The sequence below is a fragment of the Shewanella glacialipiscicola genome (assembly GCF_023283485.1).
Classification (GTDB): domain Bacteria; phylum Pseudomonadota; class Gammaproteobacteria; order Enterobacterales; family Shewanellaceae; genus Shewanella; species Shewanella glacialipiscicola.
On record NZ_JAKILU010000002.1, the window covers coordinates 184464 to 208487 of the forward strand.

Consider the following 24024-nt stretch of genomic DNA (forward strand, 5'->3'; position numbering starts at 1 on the left):
GAAGGACATGAGCCAAAATAGTCCAAATGCAGACAATGATCTGCAAGAAGTTAAACAACTCGGTATGTGGGCCTCGATTACCAGCCTAGGGTATATTTTTTGGCTGGTCGGCGGTATGGAACTCGTTGAACGTATCGCCTACTACGGCGTTAAGGCCAGCGCAGGGCTTTATGCAAAAGCACCCGAATCTGCAGGCGGCTTAGGGATTAGCCTAAGTGACTACGGCATCATTATTTCTCTTTGGGCCATAATGCAAACTTTTGTCCCAGTGTTTACCGGTGGTATGTCTGATCGCGTCGGCTACAAAGAAACCATTTTTGGCTCCACCATTATTAAAATATTGGGCTATTTAGTCATGGCATTTTTCCCTAGTTTTTGGGGTTTTCTTGTCGGAGCCTTGCTACTTGCCATCGGCACCGGAATATTTAAGCCGGGTATTCAAGGCACACTAGTGCTGTCTACCCAACGAAATAACACTTCAATGGCGTGGGGAATTTTTTACCAAGTCGTTAATATTGGCGGTTTTCTCGGGCCATTAGTCGCCGTGCATATGCGCCAACTGTCTTGGGACAATGTGTTCTTTGCCTGCGCCGCGATTATCTCACTCAACTTTTTATTTTTACTAACCTACACTGAGCCTGGCAAAGCTGAAAGGTTAGCGCGCAATAAACAAATTCAATCGGGTGAAGTCAAGCAAGAAGCCCTATGGCGCGATGCTTGGCATGAACTTAAAAAGCCAATAGTGATTTACTATATGTTGGTATTTGCAGGCTTTTGGTTTTTATTCAACGCATTATTTGATGTACTGCCAATTCATATTTCTGAATGGGTTGATACCAGCGTAATCGTTACTACCCTCTTTGGCAGTGAAGGCACCAGTAACGGTATTCTGCAATTTTGGCTTGGGCTAAATAACGATGGTACTAAGGTGATGCCCGAAGGCATGCTTAATCTTAATGCCGGCCTTATCATGACAAGTTGCTTTATTGTTGCGGCGCTCACAGCCAAATATCGTATTACTACTGCCATGCTTATTGGCTGTTTACTGAGTATTTTGGCGTTTGTGTTTATTGGCGCTTTCCATACAGCTTGGTTTATTGTGCTCGCGATTGCGATGTTCTCTCTTGGCGAGATGATGATCAGCCCCAAGAAAAATGAGTTCATGGGTAATATTGCGCCTAAAGGTAAAAAAGCCATGTATTTAGGATTTGTGATGTTACCCCAAGGCATAGGTTGGGGCTTAGAAGGCTACTTTGGCCCTAAGTTATATGAGATTTATGCATCGAAGGAGCTGTTTTCGCGGGATTTATTATTAGAGCGCGGTATGAATGCCATTGATGTAAGCGCTATTCCTCAAGGTGAAGCTTTTACTACGCTGGTGAGTTTCACGGGGGAAAGCGCCGAACAACTCACCCAATTTTTGTATCATAGCCATAATATCGGCATGGCGTGGTATATCATTGCCGCCATAGGGACTATCTCAGCAGTCGGGATTTACCTTTATGGTAAGTGGTTACTCACACTGCAAAAAGCCCAGCGAGCAGCCTAATAAATTTACCGTTGAAAAGCGCTAATATCAGACTAAAAGTGCGTATTTTTATACTCACTTTTAGTCTTGATTCACTATAAACTTTAGCGTTATAAATTTAGCATTTCAGGGGTAAATTGTTCAGGTGAGATCAATAAGCCTAAACTGTCGATTTGGGCGTTTAAACGATTCAAATCCTGGGTCAACGCAGGCAAGGTCAATGTGTTATCATCAAGTAAATATACTTGCCTTAAACTAGTATAATAAAACAGCAACGTAATCAACGCATTGACATCATTTTGCGCCGCAGCAGCTTTAATCTTTACCAACTTACGATAAATACGATTATGTAACTGCTTTAATCGCCAAACGTAATAAATCTCGCGAAAAAAAGGCCGCTCCTTAAAGTGATGCAACACAGCGCCACACAAGCCCACACTTAAGATCACCCCCAAAAGATTTAAATGAAAGTTACCCGTCGGCTCGCCCGGTACGGGGGTCGCTCCAAAAATGGCAATCAATGCAGACCCAAATGCCAATGAAAGCCCCACCAAACTGAGCACTAAAATCACAATCAATAAATTCATGTTCTTACGATATCGGGTTTTATCTATTTCTTGCAGCTTCATTACATTACGCTCGAATAGCCCGCCCTGAGTAGGCGTGTTAATAATTAATCGCAAATCATACCCGAATCGTCTTTATTCGGCCTTAATTGATTGAAACGAATCGTATACACATATGTTTAAACTGGCTTACTTGAACGTTTATTGAGTAACTAGTTAAATAAGCATTAGTTAAGGCAAGCCATAAGTTGCTGTTCTATCTCGTCCCAATCAACGTCGTTCACGGTAATGATTTCTAATCTAGAATCTAGCGTATCATCCAGTTCAACCACACTTAGCTCATGGTCAATCCAATTAAACCCTGCAATACCATCTGACGTGATCATCACCGCTTTTAATCTGAGCAGCGCGTGCCCCATATTAGATGACTGGGACTGCCGTTGAATAAAAGCAATCAGCTTTTCAAAATCAAACTCTAATGTCGGCTCAAATACCCAACCACAGCTAAAGCAACCCTCGCCGCGATTCTGCTTGCGTACCATGCCGCGCTTATCAAAAGCTAAACTAGTCTCCATTGCCCCATCAGCAAACAAACCCAATTCACTTAAATGTGAGCCACCAGTTCGCAGCAAGCTAGGCGTGGTTATCGCAAGATTACCCAGCTTAGGTTTCACGCCAGTAGGCCCACTCGCGTTGAGCGAAACACGCCGCGGCTGGTTAAGATAATCGAGCAAAGCGTGAGGTAAAGGCTGCTGGTTTGTATGGCTAACCACGGGAATATCGGCGCGTTCGATATGGCTTAAATAAGTCTGTAACTCATAGAGTAACTTGGTGTTTTCAGCATCATACAAATCGGATTTCGTGGCGATAATCACATCAGCTACTTGCAGTTGTTGAATAAAATTAGCGTGTTCGCGATAGCGAGGATCATGAATTTTGCGCGCATCCACTAAACATAGGGTGCTGCGTAGTGAAATCACATTCTGATAATGAGCAGCACTCAATACTTTAATAATTTCATTGGGATGGCCAAGCCCCGTAGGCTCAATCAGTAAACGGTCTGGTTTCGCTTTGGCAATCAATTGATTGATAGCGACTTGCGTCGGTACGCCTGCAGCACAACACATACAGCCACCGGCCACCTCACGAATTTGTATGCCATTATCGGAGGAGTTCAGTAACCCCGCATCAATGCCAACCTCACCAAACTCATTCACCAGCACAGCCCAAATCTCATCCGCGGGTTTAGTCGCCAGCAATTGTTTAATCAAAGAGGTTTTACCTACGCCTAAAAAACCTGTGATGATATTGGTGGGAATCGCTTTGATAATCATAAGGAAACTCGCTCGAATAGAAAGCTTGGCGCTCGAGTGTAGAAGTATTGGCTTTGAAGCTCAACAAAAAGCGCATCGATTAGGATGCGCTTTTTAGTGACAACATATGATTCAGCACACTTAACACTCGGCTTAAAGGCGCTATCGATTTATTGATAGCCAAGCTTATTTAATGTTAATAGTGCTTATTTGGCTTTATTAGACCGACCGCCAAAACCAGACTTATTGCTCACTAAATTCGACTTAGGTTTAGTGGCGTTAAAAGGTTTGCCTGAGCCAGAAGCTGGCTTAGCGCGGCTAGAATATTTATCGTCGCCCGCTTTGCTATCCTGCGCTTTACCTTTAGCGTACTTCCCCTGACGAGACTGACCAATGGTGCGATCCTGCGGTGCTTTATGGCTCCACTTTCCAATTGGTTTAATTGGCGCGGCGGGCACGTCACGATAACGGGCAGGCAAAGGCGTGCCTTCTTCATAACCGGGTTGTACCGATACGGGCAGCTTTTGCTCTATCAAGGCTTCAATTTCAGCAAGCATCTCATCGTCAGCAGGCGCTACAAATGAAATGGCGCGCCCCGTTAATCCCGCGCGGCCAGTACGGCCAATACGGTGGATATAATCTTCGGCAAGGAACGGCAGTTCAAGGTTAATAACCATAGGTAACGCTTGAATATCTAACCCACGAGCGGCCACATCGGTTGCCACCAGCACGCGTAATTTACCGGTTTTAAATTCTTCCAATACCCGATTACGTGAGCCTTGGGTTTTATCACCGTGGAATACACCAGCTGCTATGCCATCAAGCTTTAATTCTTGTAATAAATGCTCGGCGCTTTCTTTAGTGCTGGCAAATACCAGCACTTGGCGCCAATTGTTACGACCAACCAGTTCAGACAATAACTCGGCTTTGCGACGTTTATCAACACGATACACTTCTTGTACTACGGTGGATGCTGTCGTAGTGTCAGCCACATTGACCCATTGAGGTTCGTTTAGCATTTTCTCAGCCAGTAATTTGACCGCATCGCTATAAGTGGCTGAAAACAACATGGTTTGATGCTGCGCTGCAATTAAACGTTTCACTTTTTCAATATCGCGCACAAAACCCATGTCTAACATGCGGTCGGCTTCATCGATCACTAAGGTCGTGACACTTGATAAATCTAACTGGAATTGGCCGATAATGTCGAATAAACGACCTGGGGTTGCCACCAGAATATCAACGCCCTGCTCTACCCCTTTACGCTGGGGGTTCATATTGGCGCCGCCATAAACCGCGAGGGTTTTCAGTGGCAGAAACTGGCTGTATTTTTGGATATTTTCACAGACTTGAATCGCAAGCTCGCGAGTTGGCGTCATCACCAAAGCACGTAAAATGGGTTTGTTATTGCTGTCATTGGCTAAAGATTCAGCCGCCAGCTTTTCAAGTACAGGCAGAGCAAAGGAAGCTGTTTTACCAGTACCCGTTTGGGCACAGGCCATAATGTCTTTACCTTCAAAGGCAAGCGGGATCACTTTCTCTTGCACTTGAGTGAGTTGCTGATAGCCGCACTCAGTTATCGCATTCAAAATAGGGGAAGATAAACCGAGTGTTTCAAATTTCATAGGGACTCTTTAGCTAAGTAGTAAAACTTTGATGCGAGGTAACAATGCCCCAACGCGGGGCCGCGGAGTCTAGCAAAATCCGCGGCGTTTTTATAGGCAATTATCGTCTTAGGCTTAATATCGCATCCGACATCGGCAATCAAAGATCCGAAATAACAGAGCGGCTCTGCAGATATTGTTGAGTAAATTCGCTCGCGGGTATCGGCCTAGAGAACAAATAACCTTGGCCATAGTCGCAACCCGCCGCTAATAGCACTTGGCGCTGTGCTTCGGTTTCAACACCCTCGGCTATCACCTTAATTCCCAACTTGTGGGCCATGACAATAATCGCTTCACACAGTATTTGATCGTTTTCATCAGTATCAATATTACGGGTAAAGGATTGATCAATCTTAAGATAATCAATATCAAACTTTTTCAAATACGCTAGCGATGAATAACCCGTACCAAAATCGTCCAATGACACTTGCACACCCGCATCGCGATAGGCCAGTAGCTTTTCGGTGACTCCCATACTGGCATCCAATAACAGACCTTCGGTGATTTCAACGCACACGCCTGCTCCCGTAATATTGAGCTCTTGTAATAATTTCAGCCAATCATTGAGCTGCGTGCCCTCATCGCGAAATTGAATCGGCGATTTGTTCACACTAATTTGAATATCGACGCCTAAATCATGGCGCCAAGCGGCGCTTTGGCGCGCCGCTTGTTCAAACACCCATTTACCTATTTCAATAATTAATCCCGTATCTTCCGCTACTGGAATAAATTCAGATGGCGGCACCGCACCACGCTCGCGATGGTGCCAGCGGATCAAGGCTTCAGCCTTAGTCACTTCACCGCTTGCGAGTGCAACGATGGGTTGATAATGCAGTTCAAATTCTTTATTGGCGACGGCTTGACGTAAATCTTGAATCAAGCGCATGCGGTATTTGGCATATTCCTGCATTGATGGGGTGAAATAATTGAAACGATTACGTCCTTGCTCCTTCGCCGCATACATAGCTTGATCGGCATGCTTGAGCAGCCCTTCAATACTGTTGGAATCATCTGGGTATAAAGTAATACCAATACTGACACTAATAAATGCAGTTTCTTCCCCTAACACATAGGGCTCAGCAATGCGGCGTAGAATATTTTCCGCAATGCGCTCAATACCATAATGATCATTCATCGCACTTAGTACTATCGTAAATTCGTCGCCACCAAGACGTGCCACCACATCGGTGTCGCGGACACAGGATTTCAACCGATTAGCGGTTTCTATCAATAGCAAATCACCCATGGCATGGCCTAGCGTGTCATTCACTTCTTTAAAGAAATCTAAGTCTAAAAATAGCAAAGCAAAATGGTTACGATTGCGGTCTGAATGCTTAATTTCGCTACTTAAATATTCCAACAACATACGTCGATTCGGTAAGCCTGTCAGTGTGTCGTAGTTGGCCTGCTTCCAAATTAAATGTTCATTTTGCTTCTTATCGGTAATATCAGAGAACAAGGCGACACGTCGGTAAGGCTTACCTTCTTTATCATTAATCGTATTAATGGTGAGCCAAATAACATATTCCTCGCCACTCTTACGTCGCTGCAACACCTCGCCTTGCCACTGGCCGCTGTCACGGATTTCATGATTCATTTGAGTATAAAAATCACGGCTATTAAGGTCGCAATACAGTAACCGAATATGCTGGCCCAGTACTTCGGCGGCACAATGACCTGTCATCTCGCTAAAAGCGGCGTTTACGGTAATGATCAGACCTTTTTCATCAAGAACACTCATGGCTTCGGAGCTATTGTCATATACCAGTGCCGATAGCTTTAAGGATTCTTCAAGCAACTTTGCATCTGTCACATCAGAATAAGTGCCACACATCCGCAAAGCGTTGTTATGCGAGTCACGGCTCACCACTTTGCCCGTATCTAAAATCCAACGTACATTACGGTTAAGGGTATTAAGCCGATATTCCATCCTGTGTTGCGCTGTTTCACCGCGAATATGTGCTTCGATAGAATGTAAAACCTTAGGCCTATCTTCGGCGACGATGGCATCTATCCATTGACGGCTGTTGGCGTTGAGTATGTCAGTGTCGCAGCCCAAAATATCGGCGCTACGGGTATTACGTTGAATACGATCGTTACGAATATCCCAATCCCATACCCCAAGCTCACTGCTGCTTAACACCAACTCCAGTTGCTCGCGGCTCGCAAGCACTTCTTGATCGGCTAAGGTTTGCGCCGTGATATCTAAAAAGCCTGCAATCACTAACAATACTTGATGGTCGGCTCGCTTACAGGAAACGGTCATATGGGTATAAACACATGAACCGTCTTTGCTGATAAAACGTTTCCCCATCTCGTAGCTGTCAATTTGCCCGTTGAGCATCAACTCAAATTTAAGTAAATCAGCTTCTAAATCATCGTGATGAGTAATGGCAGACCAAGTCATCCGCAGTAATTCATCTTCAGAGTATTTAAACATTTGACATAAACGGGGGTTCACTTTTATCCATTGCTGGTCGACACCCGTTATCGCAATACCAATATTGCCGATGTTGAATTGACTGCGAAAAAGAAAATCATCTTGCAGGCGAATTTGCTCATCACGTTCTAATTCATAACGCCGCGATAATAATCGGCTCAACAACCAAGTGGTGATGGGGAATAGGGTCAATACAGGTAAAGTGATTTTACTAAGTATGGCTAAAGCGGTTTCACTGGGTAAAAAGAAGAAAAACCACAACAACATCACGATATGAACGGTGTAGGCAAAGAGAAAAACTTCAAAACCTGAAATATTAGCTAATTTAGACTTACTGTATTGGCGCCATAGTATTCCAATGACGCCGGATGACACTATGGTAGCAATACCGAGCCACATCGCAGTGCCACCAATACTGATGCGATACAGTACTGTTATCACCATGGCAACAAAGGTCGGAACACCGCCAAAAAAAAGGCCTGAGATACACAAAATAACCGAGCGTGTATCAAACACAAAGCCAGGTTGATATACCCAAGGTGTACTCATCACTGTGATGCCAATGCCGCCAATAAGCAGCCCTATCACAATGCGCCACAGTAAATAATGCTGTCGCTGGTGTTTTTTAGGGATCGCGTCATACAAAAATACCAATGCCAGCATTAAAGCTGCATTTTGTACCAACGGAAAGATAATATCTTTATCCATAACCTAGAGAGCGACTCCAAAAAATAAATGGGCTAATACTATTTTAATATTTTACTGGTTTAATATTTCACTGGATAGTGTAGCAGAATCACTTATAAATCATGCGTTAATTCTATTATTTACCTCACAATTTACTGCAGCGTTAATCATATTTAATCTCACTATACCCCCACGGCTCGAACTTGTTTTAATAAGAAACCTTGAATGACTAAAGCGGCGCAGCCATCAATCAAGATGATCATTAACCTATAGCGTTAAATGGCATAAGAAAGCCATTTTCATCTCCATAAGGGCAAAGTCTGCACTCTCACTTAATAGCGCCTCATCTCATCACGAACGCAGATTGATGCAACACTTTGTATCAATGGTGTTTTTATCTTGAATAATAGCTTACTCCTCTGTCACCATCTAAAAACAAACAAAATAAAAACATACCAGCAACATTGGAATTCTGTCGATATTGCTGATGTACGAACAAGTTGATGCTAGCAGCCCACATTGTAAAAAATGACCAAAATAAATGAATAAGGATATGAGATGAACAAGTTTACCGGATTACTACTCACAGCTAGTTTAAGTCTAGGACTGCTAGGTTGTGATGGCAGCATTGACGACAATATCGACCCAGTCCCCCCCAAACCGTCACCGACGCCACCAGCATTATCTGCTGATGTGTGTTATTTGATGAAAACAACGAAGGGCGATATCACCCTCGCGATTGACTTAACGAATATGCCAATTACTGGCAAAAATTTTAAACAATATGTTGATAAGTCTTTCTATAACGGCACGCTATTCCATAGAACAGTCAACAACTTTATGATCCAAGGCGGCGGTTTTACGACTGGCCTTAAAAGTAAACCCACCAGTGCTTCAATTAAAAATGAAGCCGCTGTGGGCATTAGCAATAAACGCGGCACTATCGCAATGGCAAGGAGTGAAGCGCCAGATACTGCAGCGTCGCAGTTCTATATCAACGTGTTAGATAATCCCCAATTGGATGCATCCGCTGATAAGTTTGGTTATGCCGTATTTGGCAAAGTAGTGGATGGCATGGATGTCGCCGATCAGATAAGCATAGTAAAAACAACCACGATTGACGGTTTCAGAGATACACCGGTGCAAGAAATTTTGATTAACTCAGTGACTGAAACAAGCTGCCCTGCGGCCTAAAAGCGATACGATAAAATCAAAAAAGCACTGAGAATTCAGTGCTTTTTTATTTTAGTATTTTTATCTTTAAAAATTTATCTCAGAATAAATCTGAAATTTACTCATCGCCTTGGATTTTGCCAACCAACAGCATAGGCGCTGCATCAATCTTATCGGCGTCCATCATAGTCGCGATACGCTCAACGGCCGAGAGCAATTGACTCTGTTCCCACTGTTCAAGATTTTGATAACGTTTAATAAAATGCTCTTGCAATGGTTTGGGGGAGTCTTGTAACAATGCCCGTCCCGCATCACTCAAATACAAATGCACCTTACGTTTATCGGTTTCGCTACGTTTACGGATCACTAAACCCCGCCCCTCAAGACGATCAATAATGGTCGTTACCGTCGCAGGGCTCAGCGTAATTTCTTCCGCCACTGTTTTCGCTAATGGCGCATCCAATTGGGCAATTTTTTGCATCACCATCAATTGCGGCCCAGTTAAACCTGAATGTTTATTCAGTTGGCGAGAATGAATGTCGATAGCGCGTATGACGCGGCGCAGCGAAATGAGCAGTTGTTCGTACTTTTCCATAATGTCCCATCCAAGTAGTCCAGTGCACCTTACCAGAAAGTGCAGCTGAACTCACCCACAGGAAGGACTTTTGTAGCAAAAGTCCCTTCAGTTACAACATGAATTGACGCGATACCGACAGCACTAATCGCTCGTCACTGGTATCTAAGTTCATACTGGTATCTTCAGCGGCAAGGCTGAAATTAAAGCCGCTCCAATCAGTCATATAAGCAATGCGATAATGATTAAAGGATTTACCGCCGTCCCATGACCATTTATCTTCATCAAGTGAAGTTGAGCGATCAACACTAAAGCGAATATCATGCCCCTCTGCAACACTAATAGTGTGGCCGAGCAACATCGTATAATGCCCGCCGCCTAAACCAAAGTAATCCCACGTGTAGGTTAACTTAGCTTCAGAGTGACCCAAGGAAGTATCGTAGCCCAGCTTGCTATATAGCTCTGGGTAGTTGTATTCGTCAGAGAACGAATCGCCATGGTAAGTATAATAGGCCAGCCCCACATCAAGGTTTAGTTGTTCATTAAGTTGATAAAATTTACCCGCATAAGCATCTAGCTCTAACCAAGTGTCATCATCACCACCAAAATCGACGTTAGAGGTAAAACTCCCCACATACCATCCCGAATCAAAACCGTAATCCAAACTTCCTTGCAGCGCTGGACCGTTGTCCGTTTGGCTGACGCCGTTAAAAGTGTAATCCGAAGTTGCCTTAATGGTGGCCGATAGCTCGGCATTGGCCGCTGTCGATATCAGTAATAATCCAGCGGCAATAGAGTAAAGACATGTTGATTTCATTATAGATTCCCCCATTAATTGGCTAACTCAATTTTAGTAAAGTCGATTTTGTTCTCTTTGGGCGAGCGCTCAATCCCACTCACAGTTTGTAATTGTTTCATCACAATGTAGCCAAAACAGCTAAAGATCAGTCCAAGCGAAACAGCCCCCACCCACTGGATCTCAAGAAAATCTAATTTAAAGAGTAAAGTTAAGCTGCACAGTAGTACTAAATTAAAGCTCATATATTTCAGCTTACCAAAACGTTCAATCGTTAGATTTAGGTTATCGGTATAAAGGCGAATAAGTGAGTCTAATGAATTAATTACAAAGGTCACGCCAACGATCACCATCGCCAGATTATAGAAACCGGAGGTATCTAAGCCATTGGCGCTGTAGTAATAAAGTACCGTAAACCAAATCGCAATAGGGATAGAGGGAAACACCATCATGGCCAACAACACTTGGTAGGTTTTCATCCCGCCGACAAAGCGCGAGGTAAATTGACCGATCATAATGCTCCAAGCAAACCACCAAAATAGATAAAACTCATGGTAGTCGTTGATGGGTAATACAAATTGTTGGATGTTGCCGAAGTAATCTCCTAGCAAGGCAAAGGTGGTAAAAAACTCACCGACACTCGAATCCGCCGATAAAAATGCACTGGCCCACAACATAGTTATCAAACCTAAAAACAACCAAGTACTCGTTAAACTCAAAATACGTACATAACGTATGCTGGTACTGGAATATATCGCGGCAGCAATCACTATAAATACGATTAAGTAAAAGCTGCTAACAATCGTTTTACCATCCCCTAACTCAGGTAAGTACCAAGGTAAATTGCTCAATAATAAATAGGCCGTAAAAGCACAAGTACCAATAATCACAATATTATTAATGAGTTTTATCAAAGGTATCTCAAAATACTTAACCCTGGGTTCGATCACGCAAAAATAGAAACAGGTTAAAAAGTAAAAACCCCAAATCAAAAAGGCCCAAAAGCCAAACTCAAGCGCCAATGGATTGGTAAAGCCGTATTCAGGGCTCGCCGCCACATTAGCATAACCGGCAAACTCGGTCAGCGGGAACATGATTAAGCCGACATCAAGGCCTGAGGTAAATAGAATCGCGATAAAGGTGAATGTACGCACAGGCGTCACGCCGATACAGCGGATATTACCCCAACGATAAATCACAAACGCGATGGCCGTAAAAGTGAACAGTATTCCTGCAGATAATAACCAGGTCATAGGGTGCACTCCGGCCCAGTCGATACTGGGTATAAATAGGCATGAGGATATGAATCCATAAAATGTAACTCCATGTTTTTATTTAACAATAAAAACTGAACCATTTTTAAAGGCAGTAATTTGCCCTCAAGCCTTAAATATCGCTACTTAAAAAACGCTCTGCGATAGTTAAACCCTGATAGATGTTCAGTCGTGAAAGTGATCATATGCAGAGCAACTGCGGGTTGACCGCCCCTTTCGATAACGTGACTCATTAAAGCCACTTTTAAATGCAAGACTCTAGTCCGCCATTAAGACGGACTAGCGTTAAAATGAACCTATGCTTAATTTGTAGTAACGCTTCTTTGGGTGGTTTGCCAAGCATCAGCAACAATAACGGCACAGTCCACGGGCGCTAACATCTCGACGTCTAAAATCATATCCGCAGCACGCTCGGCTAACATGATGGTCGGCGCGTTCAAATTACCATTAGGAATGGTCGGAAAAATCGAAGAGTCCACCACACGTAACCCCTGTAAACCATGTACGCGGGTTTGCGGGTCAACCACAGCCATCGCATCTGTGCCCATCTTGCACGAGCAAGAAGGATGGTATGCACTTTCAACCGATTGGCGCACAAAGGCATCGATTTGTGCATCGGTTTGTATTTGCGTTCCGGGCTGAATTTCTTCCCCTCGATACTCATCAAATGGTACTTGATTAATGATCTCGCGGGTTAAGCGCACGCAGGCTCTAAAGCCTTCAATATCATCAGGGTGTTGTAAATAATTGAATTGAATTTTTGGCGCAACCTTAGGGTCAGCCGACACTAACGTAACAGCACCACGGCTTTTAGGTTTGTTATGGCCTACATGTACCTGAAAGCCATGGCCCGCAAAGGCTTCTTTGCCATCGTAGCGCATAGCTGCAGGTAAAAAGTGATATTGCAAATCTGGCCACTCAAGGCCTGCTTTTGAACGAATAAAACCACAGGACTCAAAGTGATTGGTCGCGCCTAATCCAGATTTGTCTAATATCCAGCGAGCCCCAATTAAGCCTTTACTAAGTGGATCTAACTTGCCATTAAGAGAGATAGGTTTAAGGCATTTGAATTGAAAATAAAACTCTAAATGATCCTGTAAATTCTGACCGACACCGGGTAATGCATGCTGTAACTCAACCCCTGCATCAGCCAATATTTTGGGATCGCCAATACCCGATAATTGCAGTAAATGCGGCGAACCTATGGAACCTGCCGCTAAAATCACTTCTTTATTACAGCGTATGTCTTCAATGCTACCTTTGTGTTCTATGCGAACGCCAACGGCCGTTTGTCCTTCCAATAACACCTTATGCACTAAAGCGTGAGTCACAACCGTGAGGTTACGTCTGGCCATTGCTGGACGTAAATAAGCATTAGCTGTTGACCAGCGCACGCCTTTTTTGACTGTCATATGCATAGGGCCAAAACCCTCTTGCTGCGCCGCATTATAATCGGTAGTCGACAAATACCCCGCCGCAATGCCCGCATCGATAAAGGCTTGATATAACGGATTTTGCATCTGATTACCGTTATTAACCCCTAATGGTCCAGACTCGCCGCGGTACTCATCACCACCAAAGGCCCATGTTTCTGCCTTTTTAAAGTAGGGTAAGCAATGACTGTAATCCCAATCTGTAGCCCCTTGTGCCTGCCACTCATCAAAATCTCGAGCATGACCGCGGACATACACCATACCGTTAATTGATGATGAACCGCCAAGTACCTTGCCACGCGGACAATGCATCTTGCGGTTATCTAAATGCGGCTCAGGCTGCGTTTCAAACTGCCAAGCATATTTAGGGCTATTCATTGGGATTGATAACGCCGTCGGCATTTGAATAAAAATACTCTTATCGCTGCCACCAGTTTCTAATAACAACACTTCGTTTTTAGGATCCTTTGACAAGCGATTAGCCAGTACACAACCAGCAGAACCGGCGCCGACTATGATGTAGTTATAATATCTTTGTGGTATTGATGCAGCCAAAATAGACTCCTTAAAATGGGCTTTCTAAGGGCTGTAGACCCACATAAACGGCTTTAACTTGTGTGTAATGCTTGAGTGTCTCGCTACCGTTTTCTCGGCCAATACCCGACAACTTATATCCCCCAACCGGCATTTCTGCAGGTGAAGCACCGTAAGCATTAATCCAGCAAATTCCGGCTTGTAGCTGATGGATAACTCGGTGAGCACGGCTGATATCTTGGGTAAATACTCCAGCAGCTAAGCCCATGGCAGTATTATTTGCCCGAGCAATCACTTCGGTTTCATCTTTAAAGGTGAGCACCGACATCACAGGGCCAAATATTTCTTCTTGGCAGATGCGCATGTCATCGGTGCAATTAGTGAAGATGGTCGGGGCAACAAAGTAGCCGTTAGGCGCATTATCCGGCGTTAACGCCGTGCCACCGGTAAGTAATGTTGCGCCGTCGTCGATACCTTGCTGAATATAATCGAGTACTTTTTGTTGGTGATCTTTAGAAATCAACGCGCCAAAGTTAGTCTCAGGTGACATAGGATCGCCCACCACAATATTGGCTTGGGTACGCGCGAGCAGTTTTTCAATAAAACTAGGATAAACCGACTCATGGACAAAAACCCGCGTCCCGTTTGTACAGACTTCACCTTGGGTATAGAAGTTACCGAGCATGGCACCTGAAACGGCATTATCGATATCCGCATCATCAAACACGATAAGCGGCGATTTACCGCCAAGTTCCATCGTCACGCCTTTAAGCGAACTTGCCGCCGCTGCCATGACTTTTTTGCCCGTTCCGACCTCCCCCGTAAAAGACACTTTGGCAATATCAGGATGACCAGTTAACCAAGCGCCAACCTTGCCATCACCCATCACAACGTTAAATACGCCATCGGGCAAACCCGCTTCGCTAAAGAGTTGCGCTAATTTCAAGGCGCCAAGCGGCGTTTCTTCTGAAGGTTTAAAAATCATCACATTACCGCTAGCCAATGCAGGTGCGGCTTTCCAACAAGCGATTTGTAATGGGTAATTCCACGCACCAATTCCAGCACAAATACCTAAAGGCTCACGGCGGGTGTAATAAAAATCCCCACCGACTTGCTGCTGCGAACCTTCTAACCCCGGTGCAATATGAGCAAAAAACTCAATGGCGTCAGCACCTGTGACCACATCAACCACTGAGGCTTCTTGCCAAGGTTTACCTGTGTCACGCACTTCTATTGTTGCAAGTTCATCGTTACGAGCACGTAACAGCGCGACCGCATTTAACAGAATACGGCTGCGTTCGGTGGCGCTCATAGCTGACCAAATCGTAAAACCTTTTTTGGCGCTGTCGATGGCAGCTAACTGAATCTTCTCATCAGCTACTTGCACTTGGTACGCCACTTGCCCCGTGGCAGGATTGACGACATCAAAAGTCTCGCCGCTATCGTTAGCGAGCAGTTGACCTGCAATAAAGTTGTACTGTATTTCTACTGACATGTATTGACTCCATACTGCTTTATCACATTGTGGATAAAGGTTTTGCATAATTTTTCGGCCTGAACAAAATCCAGTTCAGGGGTTTCACTTAAGGCACTGCGTAACCAAAATCCATCGATCATCGCCGCCGTTTGCTGCGCCGCCATCAGGGCAAATGTCTTAGGCAACACTTGTTGAAAGGAAAAATATAAGTTGCTGTATAAGCGGCGACTATTAATATTCTGCAAACGGGCTAACTGGGGGTCGTGGACGGCCTGAGCCCAAAAGCTCAGCCAAGTGTGAGTGACATTTCGCGAGCGCTGCAACTCGGTGAAATTCGCTTCAACTATCATCATTAAACGCTCTATTGGCGCCAGCACTTGTCCTTGGATTCGATTGAGTAACGCCTGTTTTAACTGTTCGAGTAAATGACGTAGCGTTGCTTGGATTAAGCCCTGTTTACCACTGAAGTAATGACTGATTATCCCAGAGGACATTCCCGCCAACTGACTAATACTATTAATAGTGGTGTGCTGTAACCCATGCTGGGCAACAGACACTAAAGTCGCGTCAATAAGCTGCTGTCTACGTATCGACTTTACTGGGCTTTTAGGCATAAATACTCAAAAAATGGTCATACTCGCAATGTTATAAACGACGTTAATTGAACGTTCAATTAACAACTATAATAATGATTAGTGATGTAACTATCAACATAAAGCATCGCACTAGACAACCTCATTACTTAATGATTGCAAGAATAAATCGGCTAGAGTTTACAGATAAAATCCAATTTATCAATAAGTTAAGTTTAATTAAACAATAATGAATTACGAATCAATTAAAATTAGATATCTAACCAATTTATCGGTTTTCATACTGTGAAAATCAAATAAACTGCGCTTAGCTAGCTTAAATTTAACAATTAAGCGGCAAAATAGAGAATAAAAAACACTCGTGGAAAACACTTAAAAGGAGGGATTAAGGCTTGCTAGAGTCGAGCAGAAAAATCATCGCGTATATCAAGACTTATACTCGTTATAAAAGCCCATAATTTCGTTACCAAGTTCCAACTTTAGTGGGAAATTACCCCCAAAGAAGTAGTGAACTCGATCAGGCTCACACTTTTATCACTTCTTAATTGGTAGCTTGGTTACCAGAACAGAAAGCAACTTTATATAACAACTAACTAGGTGGATTTATGGCTGCTAAATTTTTTATTCCGTCCGTTAACGTATTGGGTCAAGGCGCAGTGGACGAGGCTATCAGTGATATCAAAACCTTAGGTTTTAAACATGCATTAATTGTGACAGACAAGCCTTTAGTCAAGATTGGCTTAGTCGGTGAAGTCGTCGAAAAGCTGGTTAAAAGTGGTATTACTTCAACCGTATTTGATGGTGTACAACCTAACCCAACCGTGACGAACGTTGAGGCGGGTTTAGCGCTGTTAAAAGCCAACAAGTGTGACTTTGTGATTTCCCTTGGCGGTGGCTCACCCCACGATTGCGCTAAAGGTATTGCCCTTGTTGCCACTAATGGCGGCAGCATTAAAGATTATGAAGGGTTAGATCAATCGACTAAACCACAATTGCCTTTAGTGGCAATCAATACAACGGCTGGTACCGCCAGTGAAATGACACGTTTTTGTATTATTACTGACGAAGCCCGTCATATCAAAATGGCGATTGTCGATAAACACACCACACCTTTGCTCTCAGTTAACGATCCTGAGCTTATGCTGAAAAAACCTGCCGGTCTGACCGCTGCAACAGGTATGGATGCACTCACCCACGCAGTTGAAGCCTATGTGTCTACAGCAGCTAACCCGATCACTGACGCTTGCGCAATCAAGGCGATAGAATTAATTCAGGCTAACTTAATAAACGCGGTCGACAATGGCCAAGACATCAATGCCCGCGAACAAATGGCTTATGCGCAATTTTTAGCGGGTATGGCATTTAACAATGCCAGCTTAGGTTACGTACATGCTATGGCGCATCAGTTAGGTGGTTTCTACGATCTGCCCCATGGCGTCTGTAATGCCCTGCTATTACCCCATGTACAGCAATACAACGCGCAGGTCGTCCCTGCACGCTTAAAGGATATTGCCAAAGCGATGGGTGTGGATGTATCAAGCTTATCAGATGAGCAAGGCGCTGCTGCGGCAATCACTGCAATTAAAAAACTGTCGGTAGCGGTGAAGATCCCTGAGAACCTGACTTTATTAGGTGTAAAAGCTGAAGATATTCCGACACTTGCTGATAATGCTTTAAAGGATGCTTGCGGCTTCACTAACCCTAAACAAGCAACCCATGCGGAAATCTGTCAAATCTTCACTAACGCGCTGTAATTTACACAACTCGTCATTTATATAAACGCGACGTCATCTCCAGTGAATTCGTTTAAGCCTTCAATAACATAAGTATTATTGAAGGCTTTTTATATTGCTAACCAAGATAAAAGCACACTCTGCGCCAACAAAAATACCAACAAAATTTAGCGATCCCACTCCTTATTGCTGACAAAACAGTCACAAACAAGCAAGTTAAGGGATAAATGCTCTGAACCTCAAATATTGTTCGCAAAAATGATATAAAAAACGTGATCTCTGTGGGTTACATATGATTTTAGATCCGATAAACTAAATCCAGTTCGCTTTTTCCCTGCAAAAGATGAAGCCAGCTGAGAGGCCCGTTCTAACGAATGGGCCTCTTTCCATTTAGCCTTTTGATCTCGCCTCTATTCAAAGCCCGCGCACCTTACTCAACACTCTTATTGTGTTCACGCGTTAATCCCCACGACCAATCGATTGTTGCTTTATTAATCAGTAATTCAGTAAAAACGAAACTTCATCTCAAACTGAGATCTAGCACATAGTTATTAACATAAAACTCATGCTAAATAGCTCTATCACAAATGAAGTAAATGATTAATTTTTATGTAATAACAATACTGAACCATCAAAAAACATCAAAGGTAAATAGAGTTAATTAATGATTGACCGAATTCCAAAACGATGCCTATGATGACAACAATATCCCCCGAAAAGGTAGGTACGCTATGACTGCAATCACCCACGTATATAACTACACTGTTAGATGTCCGCATTATAAAGATGCTGAAAATCCCGTAACTTGGTTAAATCATATTGAGATGAACCAATCCAGTGAGATCGCATTAAATCGTATAACTAAATGGCACGAGATCTCTGGTGATAAATCTTTCGAAACCCATAATTTTGTCGTTCGCAAAGCTGAAAATGAAGATGCCTATTTTTCAATGAAAAGCGACAGACTCAAAAATGATCGCCATGCACTAGCCACCTTTAAAATATTTTTAGACAATTGCTGTGACGATGCCGCTCCAGAAGAAATCATGCAGCACCTCATTGAAGACTACCAACAGCGTTTAGCTAAAATCGAATAATCTTTGCAGTATTATTTAGCGACCTGAGACGCCAGTGCCGATAACGCCACTGGCGTTTTTATTTGCCACTGTGAGCAACTCGGCTCGGCATCAAGATGTCAAACTCGCCCTCATCAATATCAAATCGCACAAATCAAACTCCTACGTCAAGCGAGTTAATCAGTCTAATTATGTGATTAACGTAAAGATCTGTTAGGATCTGTTATATTATTGCGAGTTGTTATATTGACCATGAATAGGGTTACAAACTGAAATTAAGGATTAACACCACAATGAACAAAGCGACGCTCATTATTATTCCTTTATTACTGGCTACCTCTGCCTGTGCGGATTTAAAGGATGCGGGTCGTGCCATCGGCACCACCACTAAAGAAGTCACCACAGAGATAGGCCACGCGACTCGAGATACCACCAAAGCCATAGGCCATGCCTCGCGAGATGCGGTGAAGTCGGTAAAAGAAGATTTAACTACAGACTAGGCCACAACCACTGTGCATTGTGGTTTCAAATAATCACTCAGCACAGTGGCGCAAGGTCACAGTGCTTGATAACGGTGATGGCACCTGCCACGCTAAAGCTAACTTAAGCCGCATTCGCCCTAATACCATGTGGCACTGGTAATCCTTGGGCATTCACATGTACAAACACCATCTTATCAATACTGACCACCGGCGCTTGAGTCATTTTATTACGCACATAACAACTCACTGCAATGGAACTATGGCCGAGACTAACCAGTGCTAACCCAAACTCAATCACATCACCTTGATGTGCTGGGGTCATAAAGTTAATCTCTGAAATCAATTTAGTCACATGGCTGGTACTCTTCATCTGACAGGCGGCAAAAATGGCGGCTTCCTCATCTATCCAACTAAGCAGTTGGCCGCCAAAGAGTGTATTTGCTGGATTCAAATGTTCAGGTTTAACTAAACGACGACTGTAATACTTCATGGCTAAGGCCTCATTGTGAATGCGACTAATCCGCTATAACTTCCCACATTATTTAGAGCATTTTTCAGGCCAGAACCAATAGCCATTAAATAACAATGCGATAGCAATAAGCTACTGTAAAATAATCTGATTACTCCACCAAACCGCACCATATTAATCAGCGCGATGGTAAATGAATAAGCAAAAAAATAGCGACTCATAGAGTCGCCAAGCTAAGGCAAGCAAAAACTTACTGGGTAGGAAGTTAAGTCACAAGAATTGACTTAAAAATCCGTGCTGAACATGTAGGTGAACGGCACGAAGATAACGGCTGCAAAGCAGCTAACACAGGTTTACAGGTAACACTCTTTCACTAACCCGAGATTAAAGTAACAAAGCCGGTAACTCATCACAGCCCGTCTTGCACTTTATGTCGAGCCTCATACCACGCCTCACCACAAGCATCTGGGTAAGGCGTATCAAAGATGAAACACAATCACTATGTTTCATCCTCAATGCTCTCACAACTTAGAATTGATCTTCTTCGGTAGAACCTGTCAGTGCGGTCACTGATGAATGGCCACCTTGGATAACCGTAGTCACTTGGTCAAAATAACCTGTGCCCACTTCTTGTTGATGCGCGACGAAGGTGTAACCTTTTTTCGCTGCAGCAAACTCAACCTCTTGAACCTTCTCAACATAATGTTTCATGCCTTCACCACGCGCATAATCGTAAGCGAGGTCAAACATGTTGTACCACATGTTGTGGATACCGGCTAAAGTGATGAACTGGTACTTGTAGCCCATGTCTGATAGTGCTTGCTGGAAGCGCGCGATAGTGGCGTCGTCCAGATTTTTCTTCCAGTTGAACGAAGGTGAACAGTTATACGCCAGCAGTTGATCTGGGTATTGAGCATGAATCGCTTCAGCAAAAACACGCGCCTCTTCTAAATCCGGTTTAGCGGTTTCACACCAAATCAAATCCGCATAAGGTGCATAAGCAAGGCCGCGAGAAATCGCTTGGTCAAGACCCGCTTTAACACGGTAGAAACCTTCGTTAGTGCGCTCACCAGTCACAAAATCACGGTCGTATGGGTCACAATCTGAAGTTAATAAATCGGCCGCGTTGGCATCGGTACGAGCAATAACCAGTGTATCGACACCGCTCACGTCTGCCGCTAAACGTGCAGCAACCAGCTTTTGCACCGCTTCTTGGGTTGGCACTAATACTTTCCCGCCCATGTGACCGCATTTTTTGACTGAAGCTAACTGATCTTCAAAGTGAACACCGGCAGCGCCTGCATCGATCATCGACTTCATCAATTCAAACGCGTTTAATACACCGCCAAAACCGGCTTCTGCGTCAGCAATGATTGGCAGGAAGTAATCAACAAATTTTTCATCTTCTGGATTAACGCCATTGCCCCACTGGATTTGGTCAGCACGACGGAAAGAGTTATTGATACGAGAAACCACAGCAGGTACTGAGTTCGCTGGGTATAAAGATTGATCTGGGTACATAGTGCCAGCTAAGTTGGCATCAGCAGCCACTTGCCAACCAGAAAGGTAAATCGCTTCGATACCCGCTTTCGCTTGTTGTACCGCTTGGCCACCAGTTAATGCGCCCAATGAATTCACGTAACCTTTTTTAGCGCCGCCATTCACCAGTTCCCATAATTTTGCCGCACCGCGTTTAGCAATAGTATTTTCAGGCACAATTGACCCACGAAGCGCGACCACTTCTTCAGCAGTATAAGGACGACGCACGTGTTTCCAACGTGGGTTTTCTGCCCAATCTCGCTTAATTGCATCAACTTGTTCTTGACGTGAAGTCTGAGTCGTTGCCTGATTTTTTGCATGAGTCATAGTGTCGCTCCTTGGTCTTTGATGTTGTCGCAAGCATGAAACTGCCCCAGTTTTATGCTTGCTAAATTATAGGGTTGGCGAAAATACCAACCACTGTTCAATCCTTTTGTGAAACAGTTAATGCAAAATCATTGCTTTTAAGCGGTCAGCATTTCATAACCGGGTAAGGTCAAAAAATCGACTAGTTCATCGGAGGTGGTAATATCTTCAAGCAACACCGCCGCTTGAGTAAATTTACCGTGGGTAAACCTGTCGTTTCCGAGCTCCTTTTTCACATTGACAAGCTCTTCCACCAACATATCTTTAAACAGCTGTTTAGTGACTAACTTGCCGTTTGACAATGACTTACCATGCTGGATCCACTGCCAAATTGAAGCTCTAGAAATTTCTGCAGTAGCCGCATCTTCCATCAAGCCATAAATAGGTACACAGCCATTACCACTGATCCATGCTTCTAAATATTGCAGCGCGATACGAATATTGAGACGCATACCTTGTTCAGTACGCTCACCGTCACAGGTTTTAAGTAACTCGCTGGCGAGGATTGGTGCATCCACATCACGGGTGATATGCAATTGATTACAATGATCTTGACCTATGTACTCGTTGAAAATCCCCATTGCTGTATCAGCAAGACCTGGGTGTGCAACCCAAGTTCCATCGTGACCATTACGGGCTTCTAGCTCTTTATCCTTACGAACCCGTTGTAATACCGCTTCATTTTCAACAGGATCTTTCGTCGGAATAAAGGCCGCCATACCGCCCATCGCTAAGGCACCGCGCTTGTGACAAGTCTTAATCAATAATCGTGAATAAGCGCTTAAGAAAGGCGTATCCATAGTCACCGCTTGGCGATCTGGCAGCACTCGGTCGCTGTGACGTTTTAATGTTTTGATATAACTAAAAATATAATCCCAGCGGCCACAATTTAACGCGACGATGTTAGAGCGCAGTTCATAAAGAATTTCGTCCATTTCAAATACCGCAGGTAGCGTCTCAATCAGGCAAGTACACTTAATGGTCCCAGGTTGCAGACAAAACCTATCCTCAACAAAAGCAAACACCTTTGCCCACCAACGCGCCTCTATATGACTTTCAAGTTTAGGAATATAAAAGTAGGGACCACTACCCTTCGCCAAAAGTTGACGATAGTTGTGATAGAAATACAGCGCGAAATCGAATAGTGAACCAGGAATAGCATCACCATTAAACTGCACATGTTTCTCTTTAAGGTGCAGCCCACGAACGCGGCAGATAAGCACTGCTGGATTTGGGCCTAGTTTGTAATGCTTACCGGTTTCTGGTGCTGTGTACTCAATATCGCCACGAACCGCATCACGTAAATTGATTTGGCCTTCGACGACTTTATCCCAGCTCGGTGCTAAAGAGTCTTCGAAATCAGCCATAAACACTTTGGCATTGGCATTTAGCGCGTTGATCACCATTTTGCGCTCAACGGGGCCGGTAATTTCTACGCGGCGGTCAAGCAAGTCGGCGGGAATACCACGAATTTGCCATGCACCATCACGGATAGCGCGAGTTTCTGCTAAGAAGTCTGGCAATGCACCTTTATCAATACGGGCTTGTTTCTCTTTACGCTTAGCCAGTAGCGTTGGTACTTCACCGGCAAACTCTCGGCAAAGGGACTCAAGTAAGGCAACAGCTCCTTCTGTAAAAATAACGTCTTGCCCAGGGATTTCGCGCCCCACAATATTAAGTACGGAGTGTGTTGCAGCTTTATCCTGTGTTGGATTCAATTGCTGCTCACTCAAAGTATGTTCCGTCATCTTAATGCCCTCCCAAGAGGCTGAACTATTACAAGCTTAACTACCGGTTTACCGGTGCTATATAAAGCGGTCGTGTTTATCACTGCTGTTTATAAACCCACCAAAAAACCATCAAATGTTTGTTTCAAACTAAAACTTACCGATAAACGTTTGTATTTGCAACAGTCAAACTCGTCCTTAAATACGAATAAACTTAATCACAACCGTAATAAAATTGGTCTTACCAAGCAACTAACAACTAAACAAGATATTGATAATAAAAAGATAAAACACACAAAGCATACCGAGCACTTTAATTTGTATGAAACTTGTCAGACAACTTTACCACTACCATTACAAAGTAATAACTTACGTAATTAAATAACTTAATGTAATATTTTTAATCCACCCATTTAACTCTCTTAGACCTAAGTAGATAATATTGAGTGTTTTGAACTCCCCTATGGGTTAGTCGAGTAAGTTCATATAGATCATGCAGATAGCAAAGGTCATACCACTGCCGTATTTAAACGACCGTTCACATTTGACGTTTACGTAAACGAGATGTGTCGCGTTTTTA

At 43.7% G+C, this 24024-nt stretch carries 18 protein-coding genes; 5 read left to right on the plus strand and 13 right to left on the minus strand.

Annotated elements, in window-relative coordinates; translation table 11 throughout:
* Window positions 1-7: 7 nt before the first annotated feature.
* The gene (locus tag L2717_RS02295) at window positions 8-1549 is read left to right on the plus strand and encodes an MFS transporter (RefSeq protein WP_220773692.1); all 1542 of its coding nucleotides are present in this window, start codon (window positions 8-10) and stop codon (window positions 1547-1549) included.
* A gap of 89 nt (window positions 1550-1638) precedes the next feature.
* On the opposite strand, the gene L2717_RS02300 is transcribed toward L2717_RS02295, so the two are convergent.
* The 4 genes from L2717_RS02300 to L2717_RS02315 all read right to left on the minus strand — a co-directional run bounded on the left by L2717_RS02300 (window position 1639) and on the right by L2717_RS02315 (window position 8219).
* The gene (locus tag L2717_RS02300) at window positions 1639-2157 is read right to left on the minus strand and encodes a DUF3087 domain-containing protein (RefSeq protein ID WP_220773701.1); all 519 of its coding nucleotides are present in this window, start codon (window positions 2155-2157) and stop codon (window positions 1639-1641) included.
* Between the two features lie 164 nt (window positions 2158-2321).
* Window positions 2322-3428, minus strand: coding sequence for a CobW family GTP-binding protein (locus L2717_RS02305; protein WP_220773691.1), 1107 nt, complete (start codon window positions 3426-3428; stop codon window positions 2322-2324).
* Between the two features lie 185 nt (window positions 3429-3613).
* On the minus strand, window positions 3614-5032 hold the full coding sequence (locus L2717_RS02310) for a DEAD/DEAH box helicase (RefSeq protein ID WP_220773690.1): 1419 nt from the start codon (window positions 5030-5032) through the stop codon (window positions 3614-3616).
* 139 nt (window positions 5033-5171) lie between these two features.
* Window positions 5172-8219, minus strand: coding sequence for an EAL domain-containing protein (locus tag L2717_RS02315; RefSeq protein WP_220773689.1), 3048 nt, complete (start codon window positions 8217-8219; stop codon window positions 5172-5174).
* Between the two features lie 537 nt (window positions 8220-8756).
* On the opposite strand from L2717_RS02315, the gene L2717_RS02320 reads away from it, so the two are divergent.
* On the plus strand, window positions 8757-9392 hold the full coding sequence (locus L2717_RS02320; protein ID WP_220774097.1) for a peptidylprolyl isomerase: 636 nt from the start codon (window positions 8757-8759) through the stop codon (window positions 9390-9392).
* A 97-nt stretch (window positions 9393-9489) separates the two neighbouring features.
* Here L2717_RS02320 and L2717_RS02325 read toward each other — a convergent pair whose 3' ends face one another.
* From L2717_RS02325 to betI, 6 genes are all read right to left on the minus strand, one after another.
* A complete protein-coding gene (locus tag L2717_RS02325; RefSeq protein ID WP_248937969.1) occupies window positions 9490-9966 on the minus strand; it encodes a MarR family winged helix-turn-helix transcriptional regulator in 477 nt (158 codons plus the stop codon).
* Between the two features lie 91 nt (window positions 9967-10057).
* Window positions 10058-10762 (minus strand): TorF family putative porin, encoded by a 705-nt coding sequence (locus tag L2717_RS02330; protein ID WP_220774095.1) that lies wholly within the window; start codon window positions 10760-10762, stop codon window positions 10058-10060.
* Between the two features lie 14 nt (window positions 10763-10776).
* Window positions 10777-11994, minus strand: a complete 1218-nt coding sequence (locus L2717_RS02335; protein WP_220774094.1) for a BCCT family transporter — start codon at window positions 11992-11994, stop codon at window positions 10777-10779.
* A 323-nt stretch (window positions 11995-12317) separates the two neighbouring features.
* Entirely contained in the window at window positions 12318-14003 is a 1686-nt protein-coding gene (gene betA / locus L2717_RS02340; RefSeq protein WP_220774093.1) for a choline dehydrogenase, read from the minus strand.
* A gap of 10 nt (window positions 14004-14013) precedes the next feature.
* Window positions 14014-15477, minus strand: coding sequence for a betaine-aldehyde dehydrogenase (gene betB, locus L2717_RS02345; RefSeq protein WP_220774092.1), 1464 nt, complete (start codon window positions 15475-15477; stop codon window positions 14014-14016).
* Entirely contained in the window at window positions 15468-16073 is a 606-nt protein-coding gene (betI, locus tag L2717_RS02350) for a transcriptional regulator BetI (protein ID WP_220774091.1), read from the minus strand. The genes betB and betI overlap by 10 nt, the downstream gene beginning before the upstream one ends.
* A 584-nt stretch (window positions 16074-16657) precedes the next feature.
* Here betI and yiaY point away from each other — a divergent pair.
* The 3 genes from yiaY (at window position 16658) to L2717_RS02365 (ending at window position 19361) form a co-directional block, all read left to right on the plus strand.
* Entirely contained in the window at window positions 16658-17806 is a 1149-nt protein-coding gene (gene yiaY, locus L2717_RS02355; RefSeq protein ID WP_220774090.1) for an L-threonine dehydrogenase, read from the plus strand.
* Between the two features lie 710 nt (window positions 17807-18516).
* Window positions 18517-18882, plus strand: coding sequence for a cytoplasmic protein (locus L2717_RS02360; RefSeq protein ID WP_220774089.1), 366 nt, complete (start codon window positions 18517-18519; stop codon window positions 18880-18882).
* A 272-nt stretch (window positions 18883-19154) separates the two neighbouring features.
* Window positions 19155-19361 carry a hypothetical protein gene (locus L2717_RS02365; protein ID WP_076496890.1) on the plus strand — a complete coding sequence of 69 codons (207 nt, stop codon included), beginning with the start codon at window positions 19155-19157 and terminating at the stop codon, window positions 19359-19361.
* Between the two features lie 103 nt (window positions 19362-19464).
* On the opposite strand, the gene L2717_RS02370 is transcribed toward L2717_RS02365, so the two are convergent.
* The 3 genes from L2717_RS02370 to aceB all read right to left on the minus strand — a co-directional run bounded on the left by L2717_RS02370 (window position 19465) and on the right by aceB (window position 23465).
* On the minus strand, window positions 19465-19833 hold the full coding sequence (locus L2717_RS02370; protein ID WP_220774088.1) for an acyl-CoA thioesterase: 369 nt from the start codon (window positions 19831-19833) through the stop codon (window positions 19465-19467).
* Between the two features lie 507 nt (window positions 19834-20340).
* Complete coding sequence (aceA, locus tag L2717_RS02375) at window positions 20341-21678, minus strand: isocitrate lyase (RefSeq protein WP_076496892.1); 1338 nt, start codon at window positions 21676-21678, stop codon at window positions 20341-20343.
* Between the two features lie 137 nt (window positions 21679-21815).
* Window positions 21816-23465 carry a malate synthase A gene (gene aceB, locus L2717_RS02380; protein ID WP_220774087.1) on the minus strand — a complete coding sequence of 550 codons (1650 nt, stop codon included), beginning with the start codon at window positions 23463-23465 and terminating at the stop codon, window positions 21816-21818.
* Window positions 23466-24024 lie beyond the last annotated feature (559 nt).